The 17,212-nt window shown below is 40.9% G+C and carries 15 protein-coding genes; 5 read left to right on the top strand and 10 right to left on the bottom strand.

Translation table 11 applies throughout. The features are described from left to right. Positions 1-33: 33 nt before the first annotated feature. The 4 genes from EZ444_RS23230 to EZ444_RS23215 are packed head-to-tail and all read left to right on the top strand — an operon-like array spanning position 34 to position 6,795. Entirely contained in the window at positions 34-3,414 is a 3,381-nt protein-coding gene (locus EZ444_RS23230; RefSeq protein WP_131611866.1) for a SusC/RagA family TonB-linked outer membrane protein, read from the top strand. A 15-nt stretch (positions 3,415-3,429) separates the two neighbouring features. Further along, complete coding sequence (locus EZ444_RS23225; RefSeq protein WP_165503708.1) at positions 3,430-4,854, top strand: RagB/SusD family nutrient uptake outer membrane protein; 1,425 nt, start codon at positions 3,430-3,432, stop codon at positions 4,852-4,854. Between the two features lie 3 nt (positions 4,855-4,857). Then, a complete protein-coding gene (locus EZ444_RS23220; protein ID WP_131611862.1) occupies positions 4,858-5,622 on the top strand; it encodes a DUF4465 domain-containing protein in 765 nt (254 codons plus the stop codon). A gap of 6 nt (positions 5,623-5,628) precedes the next feature. Beyond that, entirely contained in the window at positions 5,629-6,795 is a 1,167-nt protein-coding gene (locus EZ444_RS23215) for a thioredoxin family protein (RefSeq protein WP_131611859.1), read from the top strand. Between the two features lie 115 nt (positions 6,796-6,910). Here the strand turns inward: EZ444_RS23215 and EZ444_RS23210 are convergent, their stop codons facing one another. Then, the gene (locus tag EZ444_RS23210) at positions 6,911-8,206 is read right to left on the bottom strand and encodes an epoxide hydrolase family protein (protein ID WP_131611857.1); all 1,296 of its coding nucleotides are present in this window, start codon (positions 8,204-8,206) and stop codon (positions 6,911-6,913) included. Positions 8,207-8,512: 306 nt separating this feature from the next. Here EZ444_RS23210 and EZ444_RS23205 point away from each other — a divergent pair, with 306 nt between their 5' ends. Beyond that, positions 8,513-9,559, top strand: coding sequence for an alpha/beta fold hydrolase (locus EZ444_RS23205; protein WP_131611855.1), 1,047 nt, complete (start codon positions 8,513-8,515; stop codon positions 9,557-9,559). Here EZ444_RS23205 and EZ444_RS23200 read toward each other — a convergent pair. From EZ444_RS23200 to EZ444_RS23160, 9 genes are all read right to left on the bottom strand, one after another. Beyond that, a complete protein-coding gene (locus tag EZ444_RS23200) occupies positions 9,506-10,267 on the bottom strand; it encodes a LytR/AlgR family response regulator transcription factor (protein ID WP_131611853.1) in 762 nt (253 codons plus the stop codon). The two genes, EZ444_RS23205 and EZ444_RS23200, sit on opposite strands and share 54 nt — an antisense overlap. Then, positions 10,248-11,267, bottom strand: coding sequence for a sensor histidine kinase (locus EZ444_RS23195; protein ID WP_131611851.1), 1,020 nt, complete (start codon positions 11,265-11,267; stop codon positions 10,248-10,250). Before EZ444_RS23195 ends, EZ444_RS23200 begins: the two co-directional genes overlap by 20 nt. Positions 11,268-11,371: 104 nt before the next feature. Further along, the gene (locus EZ444_RS23190; protein ID WP_131611849.1) at positions 11,372-11,842 is read right to left on the bottom strand and encodes a 4'-phosphopantetheinyl transferase family protein; all 471 of its coding nucleotides are present in this window, start codon (positions 11,840-11,842) and stop codon (positions 11,372-11,374) included. Further along, the gene (locus tag EZ444_RS23185) at positions 11,829-12,092 is read right to left on the bottom strand and encodes an acyl carrier protein (RefSeq protein WP_131611847.1); all 264 of its coding nucleotides are present in this window, start codon (positions 12,090-12,092) and stop codon (positions 11,829-11,831) included. The genes EZ444_RS23190 and EZ444_RS23185 overlap by 14 nt, the downstream gene beginning before the upstream one ends. Continuing rightward, on the bottom strand, positions 12,085-13,362 hold the full coding sequence (locus EZ444_RS23180) for a beta-ketoacyl-[acyl-carrier-protein] synthase family protein (RefSeq protein ID WP_131611845.1): 1,278 nt from the start codon (positions 13,360-13,362) through the stop codon (positions 12,085-12,087). Before EZ444_RS23180 ends, EZ444_RS23185 begins: the two co-directional genes overlap by 8 nt. Further along, the gene (locus tag EZ444_RS23175; RefSeq protein ID WP_131611843.1) at positions 13,355-13,801 is read right to left on the bottom strand and encodes a 3-hydroxyacyl-ACP dehydratase FabZ family protein; all 447 of its coding nucleotides are present in this window, start codon (positions 13,799-13,801) and stop codon (positions 13,355-13,357) included. Before EZ444_RS23175 ends, EZ444_RS23180 begins: the two co-directional genes overlap by 8 nt. A 187-nt stretch (positions 13,802-13,988) precedes the next feature. Then, positions 13,989-15,041 (bottom strand): type III polyketide synthase, encoded by a 1,053-nt coding sequence (locus tag EZ444_RS23170; RefSeq protein WP_131611841.1) that lies wholly within the window; start codon positions 15,039-15,041, stop codon positions 13,989-13,991. Beyond that, the gene (locus tag EZ444_RS23165; RefSeq protein WP_131611839.1) at positions 15,038-15,754 is read right to left on the bottom strand and encodes a methyltransferase domain-containing protein; all 717 of its coding nucleotides are present in this window, start codon (positions 15,752-15,754) and stop codon (positions 15,038-15,040) included. The genes EZ444_RS23170 and EZ444_RS23165 overlap by 4 nt, the downstream gene beginning before the upstream one ends. After that, positions 15,748-16,908, bottom strand: a complete 1,161-nt coding sequence (locus EZ444_RS23160; protein WP_225874826.1) for an NAD(P)/FAD-dependent oxidoreductase — start codon at positions 16,906-16,908, stop codon at positions 15,748-15,750. Before EZ444_RS23160 ends, EZ444_RS23165 begins: the two co-directional genes overlap by 7 nt. Positions 16,909-17,212: the final 304 nt, after the last annotated feature.

Below are 17,212 nucleotides of genomic sequence, written 5' to 3'. Positions count from 1 at the left end.
CTAAACCAATTTTGATATTTAACCCACAATGAAATGACTATTAAGAAGGTAATTCTATTGTCCTTAATGGGCCTCATACTAACTTTTAATACCGTAAATGCACATAGTCAATCTATTTCTTTAATAAAAAAAGGCAGCAGCCTTAATGATATTTTAAAGGATCTTAGAGTAACATACGGTTATGATTTCTTTTATCCTGAAGGATTAATTAACAATACCAATAGATTTGATATTTCTATAAAAAACGCCAGTATAAACGAGGTACTGGATAAAGTACTCAAAGCAAACGCGCTTGATTATTCCATCACTAAAAACATCGTAGTGATTAAACCTGGGCCAACTTTTCGTCAGCAAAGCCTGATCCAGGGAAAAGTTATAGATGAAACGGGAAACCCGATAGCCGGAGCAACTGTAACCCATGTCGACAGTAAGTCTACGACCACTACCGATGGTCAGGGATTTTTTAAGCTGGTAAACCTGCCTATAAAAGGAAAAATATTAATCTCCTATCTGGGCTACGAAAAGAGAGAAATATCAGCTGCAGCAAACCTAGGCAATATTGTCCTAAAAGCATCCAGTGCAGAACTCGAAGCCGTAGAAATTAACATCGGTTATGGTCGTAGAAAGGCGATAGATTTAACAGGATCTGTAACGAGGGTCACAGAAGCAGAATTAGAGGGTGCACCACCACATGCGGACATTGCATCGATGATTCAAGGCAAGGCTGCCGGTGTAAATGTGATGATCGCCAATGGCGCACCCGGTGCCGGTGTTTCGGTCATGATCAGGGGCAATACCTCCCTAACGGGAAATAGTCAGCCGCTTTGGGTAATTGATGGTGTACCACAATACAACGTAAACAACAATGATATTGGCCAGCTTCTATACGATTACAACATCAACGATATTGAATCTGTCGACATTCTCAAAGATGCTTCCTCTACTGCAATTTATGGTTCCAGGGCAGCCAATGGGGTGATCATTGTAACCACCAAAAGTGGCAAGAAGTTTAAAAAGCCACAGATTGATGTGTCTTACAACCAGGGGATTCAGGTACAGCGGGATAACTTCAGAACATTGAACAGCGATGAGTTTAAAGTTGTGGTGACTGATGCCGCAAGAAACTTCTTTGCCAGCTCAGGCATAAAAGGAACTGGTGCAATGTTAACCCTCATTGATGAAACGAAAGTTGTGCCAGGTGTAGAAATAGATTATTTTTCTGCTCCGCTTTTAGCTACCGCATTTTTTGACGGACAAACCAATTGGTGGAAGGAAATGACAAGAAATGCAGTAGAAAGAAAATTGGATGTCTCTTTAAGAGGGGGTAGCGACGCCAGCAATTATTACATTTCTGTTGGATTACCCCAACAGGATGGGATCATAAAAGGAAGTAGCAGAAGAGGCTTTTCCGGGAGAATAAATCTGGATTCAAAGATTGCCAACAACTTTTTAGTCGGGCTGATGGTGAATGGTTCAAACTCGGATCTAAACAATAAAGATAATATGATTGATAAAATCTGGAATTTCAGACCTGATTTTCCGATGTATGCTGCCGATGGAAAAATATTTGATCCGGGATATAATGAAGAAAGTCCACTAACAGCACTTAAAAATAGAGATCTGTCGTCCAGAAGAGGGTTAAATGGCTCCTCTTTTATTCAGTTCACACCAAATAAAAATCTGGTGTTTAAATCCAGTGTGTCTATCAATTACAATTTAACGGTTACTGATCGTTTTGCCAGGGAAGGCACTGTTAACTCTACCCATAAAGGGCAGGCCAATATCTCACAAAGTGAATCGAGTAACTGGGCATTTGAAAACACGGTAAAATATAACAGGTTGTTTAATAACATCCATGACCTGGATTTATTAGGTGGTTTTTCCATGGAACGTGGGAACTTTAAAACTTTTGCCACAGGCGTTCAGAACTTTCCTGATCAGGATATCATGACGAATTTAACCAGTGGTACGACTCCATTAAAGCCAACCTCTAATAATTATTCAACAGCGCTGGTATCTGCATTTACCCGATTGAACTATAAGCTATATGATAAATACCTGGCTACTTTTACTTTCAGGGCTGATGGTTCTTCCAGGTTTGGGCCTGACAAACGATGGGGTTTATTCCCTTCGGCTGCAGTAGCCTGGATATTGAGTAAGGAAGGTTTCATGAAAAACCTGAATGCTGATGTGTTTAACCTGCTTAAGTTAAGAGGTTCATATGGTGTATCGGGATCCCAGGTATTGGGAAATAATGATTGGAGAACACTTTATGGTGCTGCACAATTTGAAGAACAACCTGGATTTGCACCTAACCAGCTGGGGAATGCAGACTTAAGATGGGAAGAAACATTGACCAAAGAGATTGCTTTTGATTATGGTTTTTTCAAAAATAAGCTCTCTGGTTCCATTGGCTTTTATGATAAGCTGACCAGCGATATTATTTACAATAAAAGCATTCCTTCCAGTAGTGCATTTATTTCCGTTAAGCAAAATATAGCAACTATACAAAACCGGGGAATGGAGTTTTTTATTGATTACAATGTTTTCAGGAAAAAAGACATGAGCCTCTCTATTAATTTTAATATTGCGCACAATAAATCTACTGTTGAAAAAATCAACGGAGTGGATAAATTCCTCGACCTGTATGCTGGTAATGCGCTGGCAATCAGGATGCAGGAAGGACAGCCAATGGGGCAATGGTATGGGTTTAAATGGACTGGGCGCTATTACCAGTCGATGGAAGAGTATAACCTCTTGTCTTCTATGAATCCAACAACCGGAGCAAAGATATGGTATCAGAATGGACTGGGTAGTATCAGACCTGGCGATTTGAAGTTTGAAGATGTGAATAAAGATGGCATTGTAAACAACGACGATATGGTGCCATTAGGCACATCGCAGCCTAATTATTTTGGTGGTTTTGGTACCAACTTCAGAAAGGGAAATCTGAGTTTAACGTTAAACTTTACTTATAGTACAGGAAGCTTAAGGTACTGGTTTACCAATTCACAGAATTGGTATGGTAATGGATTGTATCTGAGAAACTATCCTGATTATGTGCTGGATAGCTGGTCGCCTGATAACCGCCAGTCTCAATGGCCAAGAATGTCATATGGACAGGGCTCTTCTAATATATTTTCTGACTATTGGCTTTCAAAAGCAGATTACCTGAAACTTTCCCAGATAAGAATCAATTATAGACTGCCTGATAAATGGGCTCAACGGAACCTTAAGGGAGGCCTGGACTTCTCCGGATCTGTATCTAATGTGTTTGTCCTGACCAATTATAACGGTATTGATCCGGAGGGAAATTTTCGTTTAGCGGGTGGTGCAACAGGAATGGGGACCGATTTTGGAACTTACCCTACCATCAGGTCTTTTAATTTAAGTGTTAGGTATTCATTAAAATAAAACAAACCGATGAACATGAAAAGATATTTATACATAGGGATTTTGATGTTTACCCTAAGCGGCTGCGAAAAATTCATTACCCAGGAGCCCCAGTACTTACTTACGCCGGAAGTGGCTGTAACTGACGAGGCTTCGGCAAAAGGTTTACTTAATGGTGCTTATGCTGGCATTAGCACCAACGACTGGACTGCCAGGTTTACAGGAGGATTTAGCTCAATGTTAGGGATCATTAATTATAACAATGGTGCTTATACTTTTAATATGACTTCGACGGGTGATAATGAATCCCTTTGGAAAGCATTTTATATTGCAGCGAATAATGCAAATGCTGCTATTGAAGGAATAGGGAATCTGCCCGTTGAACAATTTAAAAATAGCCATGTAAAACCTGAATTATTGGGTGAAGCGCATGGATTACGTGCATTTACTCATCTCTATACTTTTTGGTTTTTTGGAAGATGGTTTGATCAGCCCGATTCGAAATTTGGCATCATTTATAAAAGCGAGTTGTCGACTTTAAGCAATGTTTACCAGGAGCGTCTGGATGTAAAAACCAGTTATGAAAAGCTGATTGAAGATCTGGATTTTGCGATTGTAAATGCACCCACATTTTATTCCAATAAACGTTTTTCTAAACAGCTGGCGAAAGCATTGAAAGCGAAATTGCTGCTGAACAGGGGCTGGGCCGGTGATTATGCCGCGGCCTTGATATTAGTGAACCAGGCGATTACCGAAAGCGAAGCTGCGGGGGCTAAACTGGAGCCATCACTGACGGCGTTATATACAAATAGCTGGGATTCTAAGGAGTTGTTGTTTTGCCGTTACCGGGAAAAAACAGATGACATTGTAGCCGCTTATAATTTCACTTATGGCTATAATTATGCAACGCTGGGTATTACGCCACAAGGAAATGCGGTGATTGGAACAGATCCCAGACATCCGGAAGGATGGGGAAATGTGAAGTCACCAATAACAGGAAACAACACCCTCAAATGGGCACCTAAAAAACTATGCAGGTTAGGGCGTCAGGTAGGGGGCGATAATGATAAATATACCACCTATCATTTAAGACTTACCGAATTGTATCTGATGAAAGCTGAACTGCTTCAAAAAACTGGTGCTACCCTGGTACAAAGTATGGAACCTATCAATTTCATCAGAGATCGGTCTCATCTGCTGCCACTTTCAGCTATTGATAAAGTAGATTTCGAAAAAAAGCTTTTTACGGAGATGCTCAATGAACTAAACCTGGAGAATGATGCCGATTGGATGTCTTCACTGCGCTTGAAAGATGCAAGCGGAAATCCATTGTTACTGCAATTCAGAAGTACATCTGTAGTTGTCGATATGAACAGAATTATATGGCCAATCCCTTCTTCAGAAATGAAGTTCAATAAATTAATCAGTCAGAATACAGGCTACGAACAACTTATTTATTAAGCTATGAAAAGAATATTATATCTCTATACGCTCCTAATTATGGCGTTTGTTTCCTGCAAAAAGGATGGCAAGTTGATTGATGATGTGATTTTGTTACCAACTGACTTACTTTTTGAAGATTTTAAGATCGGCAGATTTACGCATAAAATCCCTGCTGAAAGTTTTACAAGTGCTATTGCGACCTTCAATGTAAAGCACGAAAATAACGATTGGAGCGGTTTCGCCATATCCAACAGGAACTATAAAAACTTTGTCACTGCAGCTAATCTGGTAGATTCCACGCGGTTTAGTGTTTACACCCTTACACCACACGCGGGCGGGAATTTTTTGGTCGTACGGCCAAAAGGCGATGATGCCTTTGTTGAATTGTCGCGTCCGATACAGATTGATAAGATTTTAGTGGGAAATACGGTACAGGTGTATCAAACAATTATGTATGGACCTGGCAATTCAACTGTCGGTAATACTTTTGCCCCTGGTACTACCATCATGAGCGTAGCGAGAAAAGACAATCTGAAGATTACCATAAAAGGTTTTTTGAACAATGTGGAGACGGGTACGGTAGACTTTCTACTGGCAGACAGAAGCTCTGACGCTTTAAAAAGAAGTTTTACGGTTACCGATTGGATGCCTGTGTCATTGCTATCGCTCGGAAAAGTCAACAAAATCGTGTTCTACCTGGAGTCGACGGATAAAACCGCTGGAGTGATGAATACCCCAAATTATTTTTGCCTGGACGGCATAAGATTTACAGAAAACATAAATTAATACAAAATGAACAATCATTTATTTAGAACGTCACAGCTTATTGGCGTTGTGTTATTTTTAACATGGAGTATGAGCGACATGACTTATGCTCAAAACAGGAGGGTAGATCTCAAAGAAAACCTGGCCTTCGACGATGTACTGAAAATGGCGAAAGAGAAGAATAAACTGATCTTCCTTGATTTTGGTTCTATCACTTGTAAGCCTTGTTTGTATATTAAAAAAGAAGTACTCACACTAGATAGCGTGGCGGATTTCATCAATGAAAGATTTGTGAGCGTGGATTATAATGTGGGCAAGGAAAAAGACCGTTTAAGAAAGTTGTATAAGGTAGAAGGGGAGCCGGTATTGCTAATCATGGATCAAAATGGGGTGTTGATGCACAGAATGGCGGGTAAAGTTGACGGACAGCAATTGATGCAAAGATTTAAACAAGGGCTGGATCCTAAAAACAATTTTGTAGCCTTAAGCAAGTCCTATGCGGAGGGCAACAGAGAAGCTAAGTTTGTACTGAAATATCTGGAGGCCCTACATAATGCCAGTGAAACAGAGAAGATGAACCAGGTCGTATCAAAGTTTTTGGAAGGTCCTGTGGAGCGGATCAAAGATCCTGATGTATGGAAGGTTTTTCATAGGTTTAATCAAGATTTAGCGAGTAGGGAAATGATGTATATGTTCGACAACAGGCTGGAATTCTACAAGTTGTTTGGCCAGAGTATGGTGGATGGAAAGATCAATAAATTATATAGCGAAAAGTCAATTTTCTATTTATATGGCCATAAGCCGCCTATTGATGATCCTAAGTTCTCGATCATATTGAACTATGCGCGCAAAACCGACTACCCTAAGGCCAGTGAATGGTTGTGTTACCTGGTTCCGGCAGAACATAAATATAAAGACTGGACTAAGGTAGGGCAGGAAGTAGATCAGATCTATTCTTTTAACATCCTTAAAGGACGTGCGGGCAGCAGCTTTAAAGACATGATGGTTACGCAGTTTATCATGTATTGTAATGATGGGAAAGCCTTACAATATCCGATCAGGTGGTGTGACGAGCTTATTGCGGAACGTCCTGTGGAATCAGAGCAAAAACGTCTGCGGGAACATAAGAAAAGTCTGCAGGAAAGAGCCCTAAATCCGGAGAAGGATAAGCTGAACTGGACCGATATGAATTAAGCTTAGGCTGGATTGGTGCTACTGAGCATCTAAGCTCCATTCAATGATCAATACTTGGTCATTGAATGGAGCAATTTTTATTTCTTCGATTAGGTATTGAAACTAATTTCTGAATTTATTTGCGCATTGATTTGAAAGCGGCTCTTAGTTCTTTGCTGAAGGTCTCAGGCTGTTCCCAAGCCGCAAAGTGACCTCCTTTTTCTAATTTATTAAAGTAAAGAAGATTAGGGTATGCTTTTTCTGCCCAAGTACGTGGTGTCGAATAGATTTCATCGGGAAAGACGCTCACTGCAACCGGGATTTTAACGTTCTTTGGAGCAAAAAAGGCAAGCTTGTTTTCCCAATACAGACGAGATGAAGATACCGCAGTATTGGTTAGCCAATAAAGTGTGATGTTGTCAAGAATATCGTCTTTTGTCAGCCCTTCATCTTTTCCTGCAAAAACACGTGAGATGAGCTCAAGGCTTCTTGCATCATGATCAAGTATCCATGAGGCTAAACCTATTGGTGAATCTTCAATTGCATATAACGTTTGTGGGCGGTTCCCCATTTCCTGTGCGTATGCCAGACCATGTTTATAGAAGAAAGCAAGCTGACCATAAGCTTTCTTTTCATCGGTTGAAAGGTTAGCTGGTTCGGGAGCACCCGTAAAAGCAGCTGCATCTATTTCAAGGGGTACTGCTCCGGCCATATTAGTGTGTATAGCAATCAGTTCAGGGGCAGCCTGTACCCCCATCATGTCAGTGATAAGGGCACCCCAGTCACCTCCCTGCGCCACAAACTTCTGATAACCAAGACGCTTCATTAAGGTCACCCATGTTTTTCCGATGCGCTCAGGACTCCAACCTAGTTCAGTTGGTTTCTCTGAAAAACCATATCCGGGAATCGAAGGGATAATCACGTCAAAAGCATCTTCGGTTTTTCCACCGTAGGCAGTAGGATCAGTTAGTGGACCAATAATTTTCAGATGCTCAATAACAGAACCTGGCCATCCGTGAGTAATGATGATTGGCAGTGCATTTTTATGTTTAGATTTTATATGAATGAAGTGGATATCCACCCCATCAATAGTAGTGATGAAATTGGGGTAAGAATTGATTTTCTTTTCTATTTTACGCCAATCGTATTCGTTTGCCCAATATTTGGCAAGTGCTTGTATAGTCGCTTGAGGTACTCCTTGTGTATGATCACTAACGAGTTCCTTATCGGGCCATTTTGTGTTTTGGATTCTGTGTTTTAAATCATCAAGCTGCGTTTGATCAGCATGATATTCGAAAGGTCGGATGGAATCTGAGGAATTATTAACTGTTGGTTTAATCTGTGCAAAACCAGCAGCTGTCATCAGAATTAGTGCCGCGGTAGTTAGCATACCTTTAATGCTTCGTTTTTTTTGTTGTCTAATCGCTTCCATTGTATTTTAAATTATATGATTGTTTTAGATTTCTGAGACAAAGGTATGGAGACAGTACAGCCTGTACAATCAGCGTATGGGTTAAGCGGACGAAGAGGGGATTGAATCAGGCAATTTAAAAGCTGAAATGCCTGGTCAGAAAAATTTTAATCAAATTATAAGCGAAGAGAAACGCATCTTCAATTCGCTATCAAATATGACTGGTTCGGCAACGACATTGCCTGCTTCGCCTATTTAATGATGGTACAGTATAAGGTACGCCATTACTTTTGAGTACATAATTTTAAAAACTCAAACTGTAAAACAATGAAAACGAAACTGAATTTTTTTATCATCGCAATGTTTTTCATGACGACCCAATTGGCTTTCGCTCAGGATAATGATGATATCAAAAAGGCTGTAACAATCGATTCTAAGCTAGGGACCCTTAAGCAAATAAATGCAGGGGTATTGAATGTGGGGTATGCCGAGTCCGGCCCAGCTAATGGCCCTGTGATTATCTTGCTACACGGCTGGCCTTATGACATCCACAGTTATGAAGACGTGGCACCCATTCTGGTTAAAGCAGGGTATAGGGTTATTATTCCTTACTTGCGTGGTTTTGGTACTACACGTTTCCTCTCCCCTAAAACGCCGCGTAACGGACAGCAAGCCGCCATCGCTTCGGATATTGTGGCTTTAATGGATGCACTCAAAATTTCAAAGGCAACATTCGGAGGCTTTGACTGGGGGGCGCGTACTGCTGATATTATAGCCGCATTATGGCCTGAGCGATGCAAAGCGCTGGTTGCTGTAAGTGGTTATATCATCACCAACAGAGTGGCCACGCTGCAGCCCTTAGCTCCAAAGGCAGAACTCGGCTGGTGGTATCAATATTACTTCTCAACTGAGCGCGGTAAGGCCGGTTATAACGCAAACACGCACGATTTTAATAAGCTCATCTGGCAAATTGCTTCACCTAAATGGAATTTCGACGATGCAACCTACAACCGCAGTGCCACCGCATTTGATAACCCCGACCATGTGGCAATTGTAATACACAATTATCGCTGGCGCTTAAGTTTGGCTGAAGGTGAAGTAAAATATGATGAACTCGAAAAACGACTTGCTGCAGGCCCGCTGATCAAAGTACCCAGTATTACCATCGGCAGCGATTTCGATGGGGCGGCAGCTAATGGTGCGATGTATGCTAAAAAATTCGTAGGGCCATATAAGCATATCGTACTTGAGGACATTGGGCACAATGTACCGCAGGAGGCACCGAAAGCATTCGCAGATGCGATCATAGAAGTTAATGGGTTAGCGGTTTTCGAGCCAATTCAAAAAGATAGTAGTCTTCTCTTTTCCAATTAATAGTTTATCTGGACTGGGGATGACCAGCTTTACGAAGAGTTTCCTGTCAAAGTAGTGTTCTACCTCTTTAATTGCGCTAAAGTTAACGAGATATTGTCTGTTTAGTCTGAAAAATTGTTTAGTTGATAATATGCTTTGCAATTGATCCAGTGATTGCATCAGGGTATATTCTTGCTCCTGAAAGGTCATGAGTGTCGGAGCCTCATTTCTGATATAGAAAAAGGCTATATCCTCAGTTTTAACAGTGGTGTATTTGTTGTTTTTGAATACTAAAAAGCTTTTTTTCCCTTCATCCTGTCCGATCTTTTTCAGTAATTCTTCCATATCGGGTTGTGTATTTTGCTGGAAAAAGTTTTTGAAGTTGTCTACTTTTTCAAAAGCTTTCTGCAGTTCTTCTTTTGAAAAAGGTTTAAGCAGGTAATCAATTCCATTTGCTTTAATGGCATCCATGGTATATTCTCCGTACGCAGTACAAAATATAACAGGACATTGGATGTTTACTGATTTAAAAATTTCGAAACATAGCCCATCAGAAAGCTGAATATCCATAAAGATAAGATCAGGAGCTTCGTTTTCAGAAAGGTAGTCAATAGCACTTTCTATACTTTGCAGCTGAGCGGTGATTTTTGCCGATGGTTTTATCTTTAGAATGAGGTTTTCAAGTGACTTTGCCGCTTTAAGCTCGTCTTCAATGATTAAGATTTTCATGGATGATCGGGAGTTTGATGGTAAATAATGTTTCAGTGCTGAGGATTTCGATCTGCTTGCCCGAAAGGTGCAGATACCGCTGATTAATGTTTTCCAGCCCCAAGCCTGTAGAAGCTTCTGGAGTTCTTTTTACCTGAAGTTTATTTTCGACAATGATGAAATCCTTTTCTGAATATAGGTTGATGTGTAGCGGACGATCTATGGATACCACATTGTGTTTAATGCAGTTTTCTATCAGCAGTTGCAGTGTAAATGGTGGTATCAGCGATTGATAATGTTGCTGTTCTATATGTATAGAAAGATCAATACCATCTTCAAAGCGCGCTTTTAACAGGAAAACGTAAGCATTAAGTATCTCTAGTTCTTCAGCAAGCTTGATTAGATCCAGCTTGCGGCTTTCGAGTGTGAAACGGTAAAAATCAGATAGTTTTAGAATGAAATCTATGGCATGGGGATCATTGCTTTCCACCATATATTTTAAAGTATTCAAACTGTTAAACAGGAAATGGGGGTTTACCTGCTGTTTAAGTAATTCATATTGTGCACCAAGGTTATCTGCTTTAGTACGCTCCAGTTCTATGCCTACCTGCTGATTCTGATAACTCTGATACAAAAGGTGAAGAAACATATAAAAGGTAATGTTAACAAGAATCCCCCGCACTTCGAACATCAGCACTACAGGTCCAAAATTTAGGTGGGATAACAAATATTGTTGGATAGAAGCCAAAATAAACATAAGGCCAATCCCGAAAAAAAGGCCTTTAAGCAGTCGTTTAACCGAAAAGCCATGGGCAACCTCTCTTGAAGAATAGGCCGGAAGCATTAGGATGTTGTAATACCAGATCAGCACGGCAAATAGAAAGGTGACGGTCGAATCAACCAGCGCTTCGTAGGGGTTAAAATGCTGTTCTGCTATTTTAGGAACGGAGGTAAGTACCCCAAGAAAAAAGGAGCTTAGCCATATTATTTTATTTGAAATCTTAAATGTTTTCTTGTTCATATCCGCAATCAAATATAGTACATTATACAGCTACACTAAGTTAGTATTTAGATAGGAGTAAATCCGGATAAGGATAAGCTGAACTGGACCGATATGAATTAAGCTTACAAGTAAATAAGTGCGAGGTAATTGCCGTGGTGACTTACAGAAGCCGGATTGGTGCTTCTGTAAGCGCTATCGGATTCGTCATAATCGCTTATTTTAAGCTGCAGACTACTCAGTACCTTAGTTTTTTCACTTGCAATGGTATGAATGTAAGCCTCAGATAGTGTGCTTTGCGTATAATACATTTTTCCTTGATAAAACACATTTCCAGTCGCCAATGTTGGATGTACGACTACGTTAGTACAGCAGAGGAGTGTTGGGGCAAAGGTTCTTATTTTTGTTTCCTTTGCGTGTGCTTTATAGGCAGACTCCTTCATGGTCCATAGTAGCCATACCATGACTTCCGGGTCTTTGGCAACGTGAATCAGGAACCTTTCGGCCATAGTAAATAGCTTCTCCAGGTATCCTGTTCTTTTCCAGTTGCTTTCTTTTGCAGCCTGGCTTAAATCAACAATGTCATTTCCTATCAAGTGCTTTTAGTTTATCTTCAATAATTGTGACAGTTTCCCCTACATTTAGCATTCGTGCCATCTCCAGGTTGTCAATTTCAATATCAAATTCTTCTTCTACGTCTAAAATTACATCCACCAGATTGGCCGAATTAATTTTAAGGTCTTTAATGAAATCTGTGGATGGACTAATGGTTGCTAAAGCATCTTTGTCATGGGTGTAAGGAGCAACAATTTCTTTCAATTTTGTTAAGAGTTCTTCTTTATCCATTTTCGTACTTTTTAAAGATAATGCAGGCGTTGACATCACCAAACCCAAAGCTTGCTTTAGCTAATATATTAATGTTTTGATACATTATTTGATTTGTAACCTTATTTTTATTTACCAGTTCTGCGATTTCTGGATTTAGGTCTTCACAGTTGATCGAAGGAAAAATAAAACCCTGTTGCAGCTGCAATACCGAGGCGATACATTCTATGCTTCCTGCAGCACTTAAACAGTGTCCAATCATGGCTTTTAAGCTGTTGATATATGGGAAGTGTTCAGGCGTACGATTCAAAGCAATGGCCCAATTTTGTACTTCCAGGGCATCTTTACTGGTCGCGGTAAGGTGACCGTTTATCGCGTCAACGGCATCGGGCCTGATGTCTGCGTTATGCAAGGCGGTTTGAATACAGCGCTGCACCGCAATCGCATTTGGCGCAGTCATGCTGCCGCTGCCGCGTTGTCCGCCCGAATTGATATTACCCCCCAATATTTCCGCATAGATCTTTGCGCCACGGGCGAGGGCAGAATCCAATGACTCTAAAACCAAGGCTCCGGCGCCGGAGCCAGGTACAAAGCCGCTGGCATTGGCGCTCATTGGTCTCGATCCTTTTTCTGGTTCCTGGTTGTGTTTAAAGGTGCAGACTTTCATGGCGTCAAAGCCGCCCCATATATAAGGCCCACTGTCGCTCGTGCTGCCGGCAAGCATTCTGCTCGCTTGTCCGGTTTTAATGCGCTCATAAGCCATTAAAATGCTTTCTGTGCCCGTTGTGCAGGCTGATGAGTTGCTGCTCACCTGATTGCCCAGTCCAAGCTTGCCCCCAAGGTAAGCGCTAATGCCGCTGGCCATGGTTTGCACTACGACTGTGCTGCCCAGTTTGCGTACCTGCAGGTCATCTACCTTGTAAATGGCTTCTCTAAATTTTTCAATGCCCGATGTGCCGGTGCCAAATATAGTTCCGCTGTCCCAGTCGGGCTCATCGGCATTGGAGATTGGCAGGTTGGCATCCTGCCAAGCGTCCATGCCGGCGATAATCCCGTATAAAATTCCACTGCTGTTAAAATTTCGGCGTTCTAAATCGGTCAGGTATTTGGCAATCAGCTCATCGGACAACTCAGGTTTTCCTGCAATCTGGCAAGAAAACTGAAGTCTTTCTAATTCTGGATCGTGTTTAATACCCGAGATGCCTTGTTTAATAGCATTTGTAAATGCAGTTAAACCAACTCCATTTGGTGCTACAACACCCATCCCGGTTATGACAACACGTTTAGCCATTCATTTTATTGGTTACCATTCCAGCAATTGTTCCCTTGCAAACCACTTCTCCGGCTGCGTTGGTCATTTGTACCGTACAATTTAATTTTTTAAAACGGAAATAGACCTTTTGAGCAGTTACCGTTACTTTCTCACCTGGAAATACAGGTTTCATAAAATCGATCGCAGTTGATGTTAACATCACATGGCCGGGCATGCCGCCTTCGGCGCTGCCAGATAGGTATATACCAAGGCATACCAATCCGATTTGTGCCATGGTTTCGGTTAAGATTACACCAGGAGTTACCGGATTGTCTTTAAAATGGCCTTTATAAAAATCAAGACCAGCATCGAAGGTATAAGAACCTTTAGCTCCATTTTCGTCGATCTCTTCTAGTTCGTCTACAAATAAAAATGGTTTCGAGTAAGGTAAGTGTGCTAAGATCTCTGCTTTGTTCATGTTATGTTTAATTGTTGTTATGTTTAATTCTTGTTTTTATGCACCCCGTCATCCTGAATTTATTTCAGGACCTCGCACCTGCAAGGCTTCCTTTCTCTTGCGAGATCCTGAAATAAATTCAGGATGACGACCGACTCAGTATGACGATCGAACTCGGGTCTGCCCGTTCTGCGTTGCGATCACAGCCTCACCATTTCAATAGCATCCGTTGTGCCGAAAACCCTGGTCCAAAGCTGAGCATTAAGCCCAGTTCTCCGCTGCCCAGCGGCCTTTCCATATACCGGTCCAGTACATACAATACTGTGGCGCTCGACATATTCCCGTATTCTTTTAAAATGTTTTTAGTCTCGTTTATATTTTTGCCTAATTTACCAAATAACGCTTCAACTGTATCAATAATTTTTTTTCCACCGGGATGAAATATCAAATGATCAATGTTTTCAATCCTCAATCCATACTTTTCCAAAAAAGGGTGGATGATGTCTGGAAAATGCTGTTCAATATTTTCGGGCACTGCCACATCCAATACCATTTGTAACCCTTTATTAGTCAAGTTAAATCCCATCATAGGTATGGAATCGTAAAAATGGTACATCTCTTCCCCAATAATTTCCGGTCCTTCATCTTCTTCCTTTGAGGAGAGTAATACACAAGCCGCGCCATCTCCAAAAATCGCTGCACTTACAATATTGACCATCGAAAAATCATCCAACTGAAAAGTAGCCGTAGGCGATTCAATAGCAATCACTGCGGCGCGCTTACCCGGATTGGCTTTTAAAAAGTTCTTCGCATAAATCATTCCCGAAATCCCTGCTGCACAGCCCATCTCAGTTACCGGAAGTCGCACAATATCCTGTCGCAGGTTTAGCGTATTGATCAGGTAAGCATCCAGTGAAGGAATCATAATCCCCGTGCAACTTACCGTAATGATATAATCCAGATCCTGGGGTTGCCATCCGGCTTTTTCTAAAGCTTGTTTTAAACAGCTCGTCGCCAGTTTAATACCTTCTTTGATGTAAATATTGTTCTTTTCTTCAAATGAAGATGGTCTAAACACTTCTTCCGGCGACATGATCGAATACCTTTTGTCGACCGCCGCCTGTTCAAATATCTTTTTTACTTTTTTAATAAACCTAGGCTCCTGGTCTTTCAACCAGACATCCAGATAGGGGAGTATCTCTGCAGTGCTTCTCGAATATTGTGGGGCTAGCTTGGAAACGGTCTTAATTTTTACGCTCATATCGTTCTAATTATCCACTGGTAACGGAATGCCCACTTCCATTTTAAAATGTAATCGTTAAAGCGCAACTGTTCAGACAAATCATGCAACTCCTGTCTTTTAAAACCCCTTAATATAGATACCAGTCCATCATTCTTAGACATGTGATTGAGCCTAAAAACAAAGCAAATGCTTACAAATAAGTAATAAGCCAGCGCATTTCTGTGTAGGTCATTTACCACAATTCCCAATGTCGACTGCTCTTCTAAGCCTTTCATAAGTGTGATGATTTCGTCATCTTTAAAATGATGCAATGTCAATGTACACAGAATAACATCGTAAAGTCTTTCTTGTTTAATTTCTTCAAAAATATCTGCGCATACATAGCTGATATTTGGATGTTTTTTTGATAATTGTTCCGCATGTTTGATGGTGAAATAGTTCGCATCTATTCCAGTCAGTTTTAGTTTTATGCGCTTTTTTTTTGCATACCTGGCTAAGGTCCTGAGCATGTCGCCATTTCCACAACCCACATCCAAAATGCGGAGTTCAGACCTGTATACTGGTTTTGATTTAAGCAAACATTTTACCCCTTGCAAGGTAACTTTATTGCCACCCAGCAACCTGTTTATGCTGGCTATTTTATCTAGCGCATTACTTAAAATATCCCCTTCTAATAAAAAATTATCCATTAATTCAGGGGCATCACTTCTGCGGTTGGTATCTACTAACATAAGATCGGTTTTCCGTGAGTCATTTTAACGATTAAGGGTAAGGCTGAGGGGAAATTAACCAATAGCTGTTGCATTGGCCCAAATAATTTTTCTTTCCTGATCATTTCAGATAGAAACCTACCCATTAGCAATCTTGTTTTAAAATTTTTGTTCCAGGTTTTTACATATTCTTGCTCCAGCAAAACTCGGCTGGGGATCTTGTTATTTAGGTAAGCTATAATGAGTTCCGCACAAATTTTTGCACTATGAATAGCCATTGCCATTCCGTTGCCGCAAAGCGGATGAATTAAACCAGCTGTATCACCAATCATTAAAATGTGATCGTGCAGGGCTTCTTTTTTCTCAAAAGAAATCTGGCTTATAGTTAGGGGATGCTCAAATAGGGCCGTGCTGTTGTCAAATATTTTACGAAGATGGGGATTCTTGCAAAGCACATTTTCCTGAAAATCCCGGATGTTTTTATAGGCTTTAAAGCTATTGTAATCTGCGAGATAACAGATGTTGATGCGGTTGTGCTCTACCTTAGATACGCCACAATAGCCACCTTTGAAATTATGAAGCGCAACCAGATCATCTGGGAAATCACCAGTATAGTGCGCCTTTACAGCCAACCATGGCGATTTTTTCGAAATAAAGGGACGAGATAGTTTTTGGTCTATGGCCGATCTTTTACCATAGGCGCCAATTACGATATGGCTTTTTAGTATGCCGTGTGTATCGGTACTTACTTCAAACTCGTTGTCTTTAAAAGTGATGTCGGTCACCCTATCTGTAATTAAGTTACAGCCATTTTGCAGCGCCTTTTGGTATAGCAAATTGTCCAGTTCATACCTGCTTAATCCGAAACCGCCAAGGGGCAAATCACAGGCAATGGTTTTACCAGTATTTGAGGAGACCACCAGTTTTTTTATGAGGGCTGGCTCCAGCGACAAGGGATCTACATCCAGCCATTGTAAATAGGGCAGGACTTCGTTAGAAATGTATTCGCCACAAACTTTATGGTGCGGGTATTTAGTTTTTTCGATTAAAGTAACCTCAAAACCTGCTTTTCGTAAGTGGAGCGCACATGCCAGTCCAGCCAGGCCGCCACCTACAATTATGATCATATTCTTATGTTCAGCTTTTTGTATCATATCCTTTATGCACTTCGTCATTTAAGCGGTCGTCCTTTAGATTTGACCAATGGTCTTGAACCTAAAAAACAATTGTTATTAAGTGTTATGTTTAATTCTTCAGATATACAGAATTTTGCAGGAAGAATGCCTAACCACGGCAGCGGCGAATTAACCGGTCGTCAAGGTTTTTATACCTATGGCATGATGAAATCCGCTGCCGTGTTTTCCCTTAGTGGCCATATAACAATTAGGGTAATACCCATTATTAAGGACTTGGACCGATGGGGCAAAACTGTTAGGTCTTGCTACAAAATTATAATTTAAAACTATGAATGCGAGCAGT

This window comes from Pedobacter hiemivivus, from assembly GCF_004331685.1.
In the GTDB taxonomy this organism is placed as follows: Bacteria; Bacteroidota; Bacteroidia; order Sphingobacteriales; family Sphingobacteriaceae; genus Pedobacter; species Pedobacter hiemivivus.
This window is presented reverse-complemented; position numbering and strand designations above follow the sequence as displayed.

What these genes read in the sequence shown, in the direction of transcription:
- EZ444_RS23220 (WP_131611862.1), top strand. Translation starts at nt 4,858, where the DNA reads ATGAAAAGAATATTATATCTCTATACGCTCCTAATTATGGCGTTTGTT.
- EZ444_RS23175 (WP_131611843.1), bottom strand. Translation starts at nt 13,801, where the DNA reads ATGAACAAAGCAGAGATCTTAGCACACTTACCTTACTCGAAACCATTT.
- EZ444_RS23180 (WP_131611845.1), bottom strand. Translation starts at nt 13,362, where the DNA reads ATGGCTAAACGTGTTGTCATAACCGGGATGGGTGTTGTAGCACCAAAT.
- EZ444_RS23195 (WP_131611851.1), bottom strand. Translation starts at nt 11,267, where the DNA reads ATGAACAAGAAAACATTTAAGATTTCAAATAAAATAATATGGCTAAGC.
- EZ444_RS23170 (WP_131611841.1), bottom strand. Translation starts at nt 15,041, where the DNA reads ATGAGCGTAAAAATTAAGACCGTTTCCAAGCTAGCCCCACAATATTCG.
- EZ444_RS23185 (WP_131611847.1), bottom strand. Translation starts at nt 12,092, where the DNA reads ATGGATAAAGAAGAACTCTTAACAAAATTGAAAGAAATTGTTGCTCCT.
- EZ444_RS23165 (WP_131611839.1), bottom strand. Translation starts at nt 15,754, where the DNA reads ATGTTAGTAGATACCAACCGCAGAAGTGATGCCCCTGAATTAATGGAT.
- EZ444_RS23225 (WP_165503708.1), top strand. Translation starts at nt 3,430, where the DNA reads ATGAAAAGATATTTATACATAGGGATTTTGATGTTTACCCTAAGCGGC.
- EZ444_RS23210 (WP_131611857.1), bottom strand. Translation starts at nt 8,206, where the DNA reads ATGGAAGCGATTAGACAACAAAAAAAACGAAGCATTAAAGGTATGCTA.
- EZ444_RS23205 (WP_131611855.1), top strand. Translation starts at nt 8,513, where the DNA reads ATGAAAACGAAACTGAATTTTTTTATCATCGCAATGTTTTTCATGACG.
- EZ444_RS23215 (WP_131611859.1), top strand. Translation starts at nt 5,629, where the DNA reads ATGAACAATCATTTATTTAGAACGTCACAGCTTATTGGCGTTGTGTTA.
- EZ444_RS23200 (WP_131611853.1), bottom strand. Translation starts at nt 10,267, where the DNA reads ATGAAAATCTTAATCATTGAAGACGAGCTTAAAGCGGCAAAGTCACTT.
- EZ444_RS23160 (WP_225874826.1), bottom strand. Translation starts at nt 16,908, where the DNA reads ATGACGAAGTGCATAAAGGATATGATACAAAAAGCTGAACATAAGAAT.
- EZ444_RS23230 (WP_131611866.1), top strand. Translation starts at nt 34, where the DNA reads ATGACTATTAAGAAGGTAATTCTATTGTCCTTAATGGGCCTCATACTA.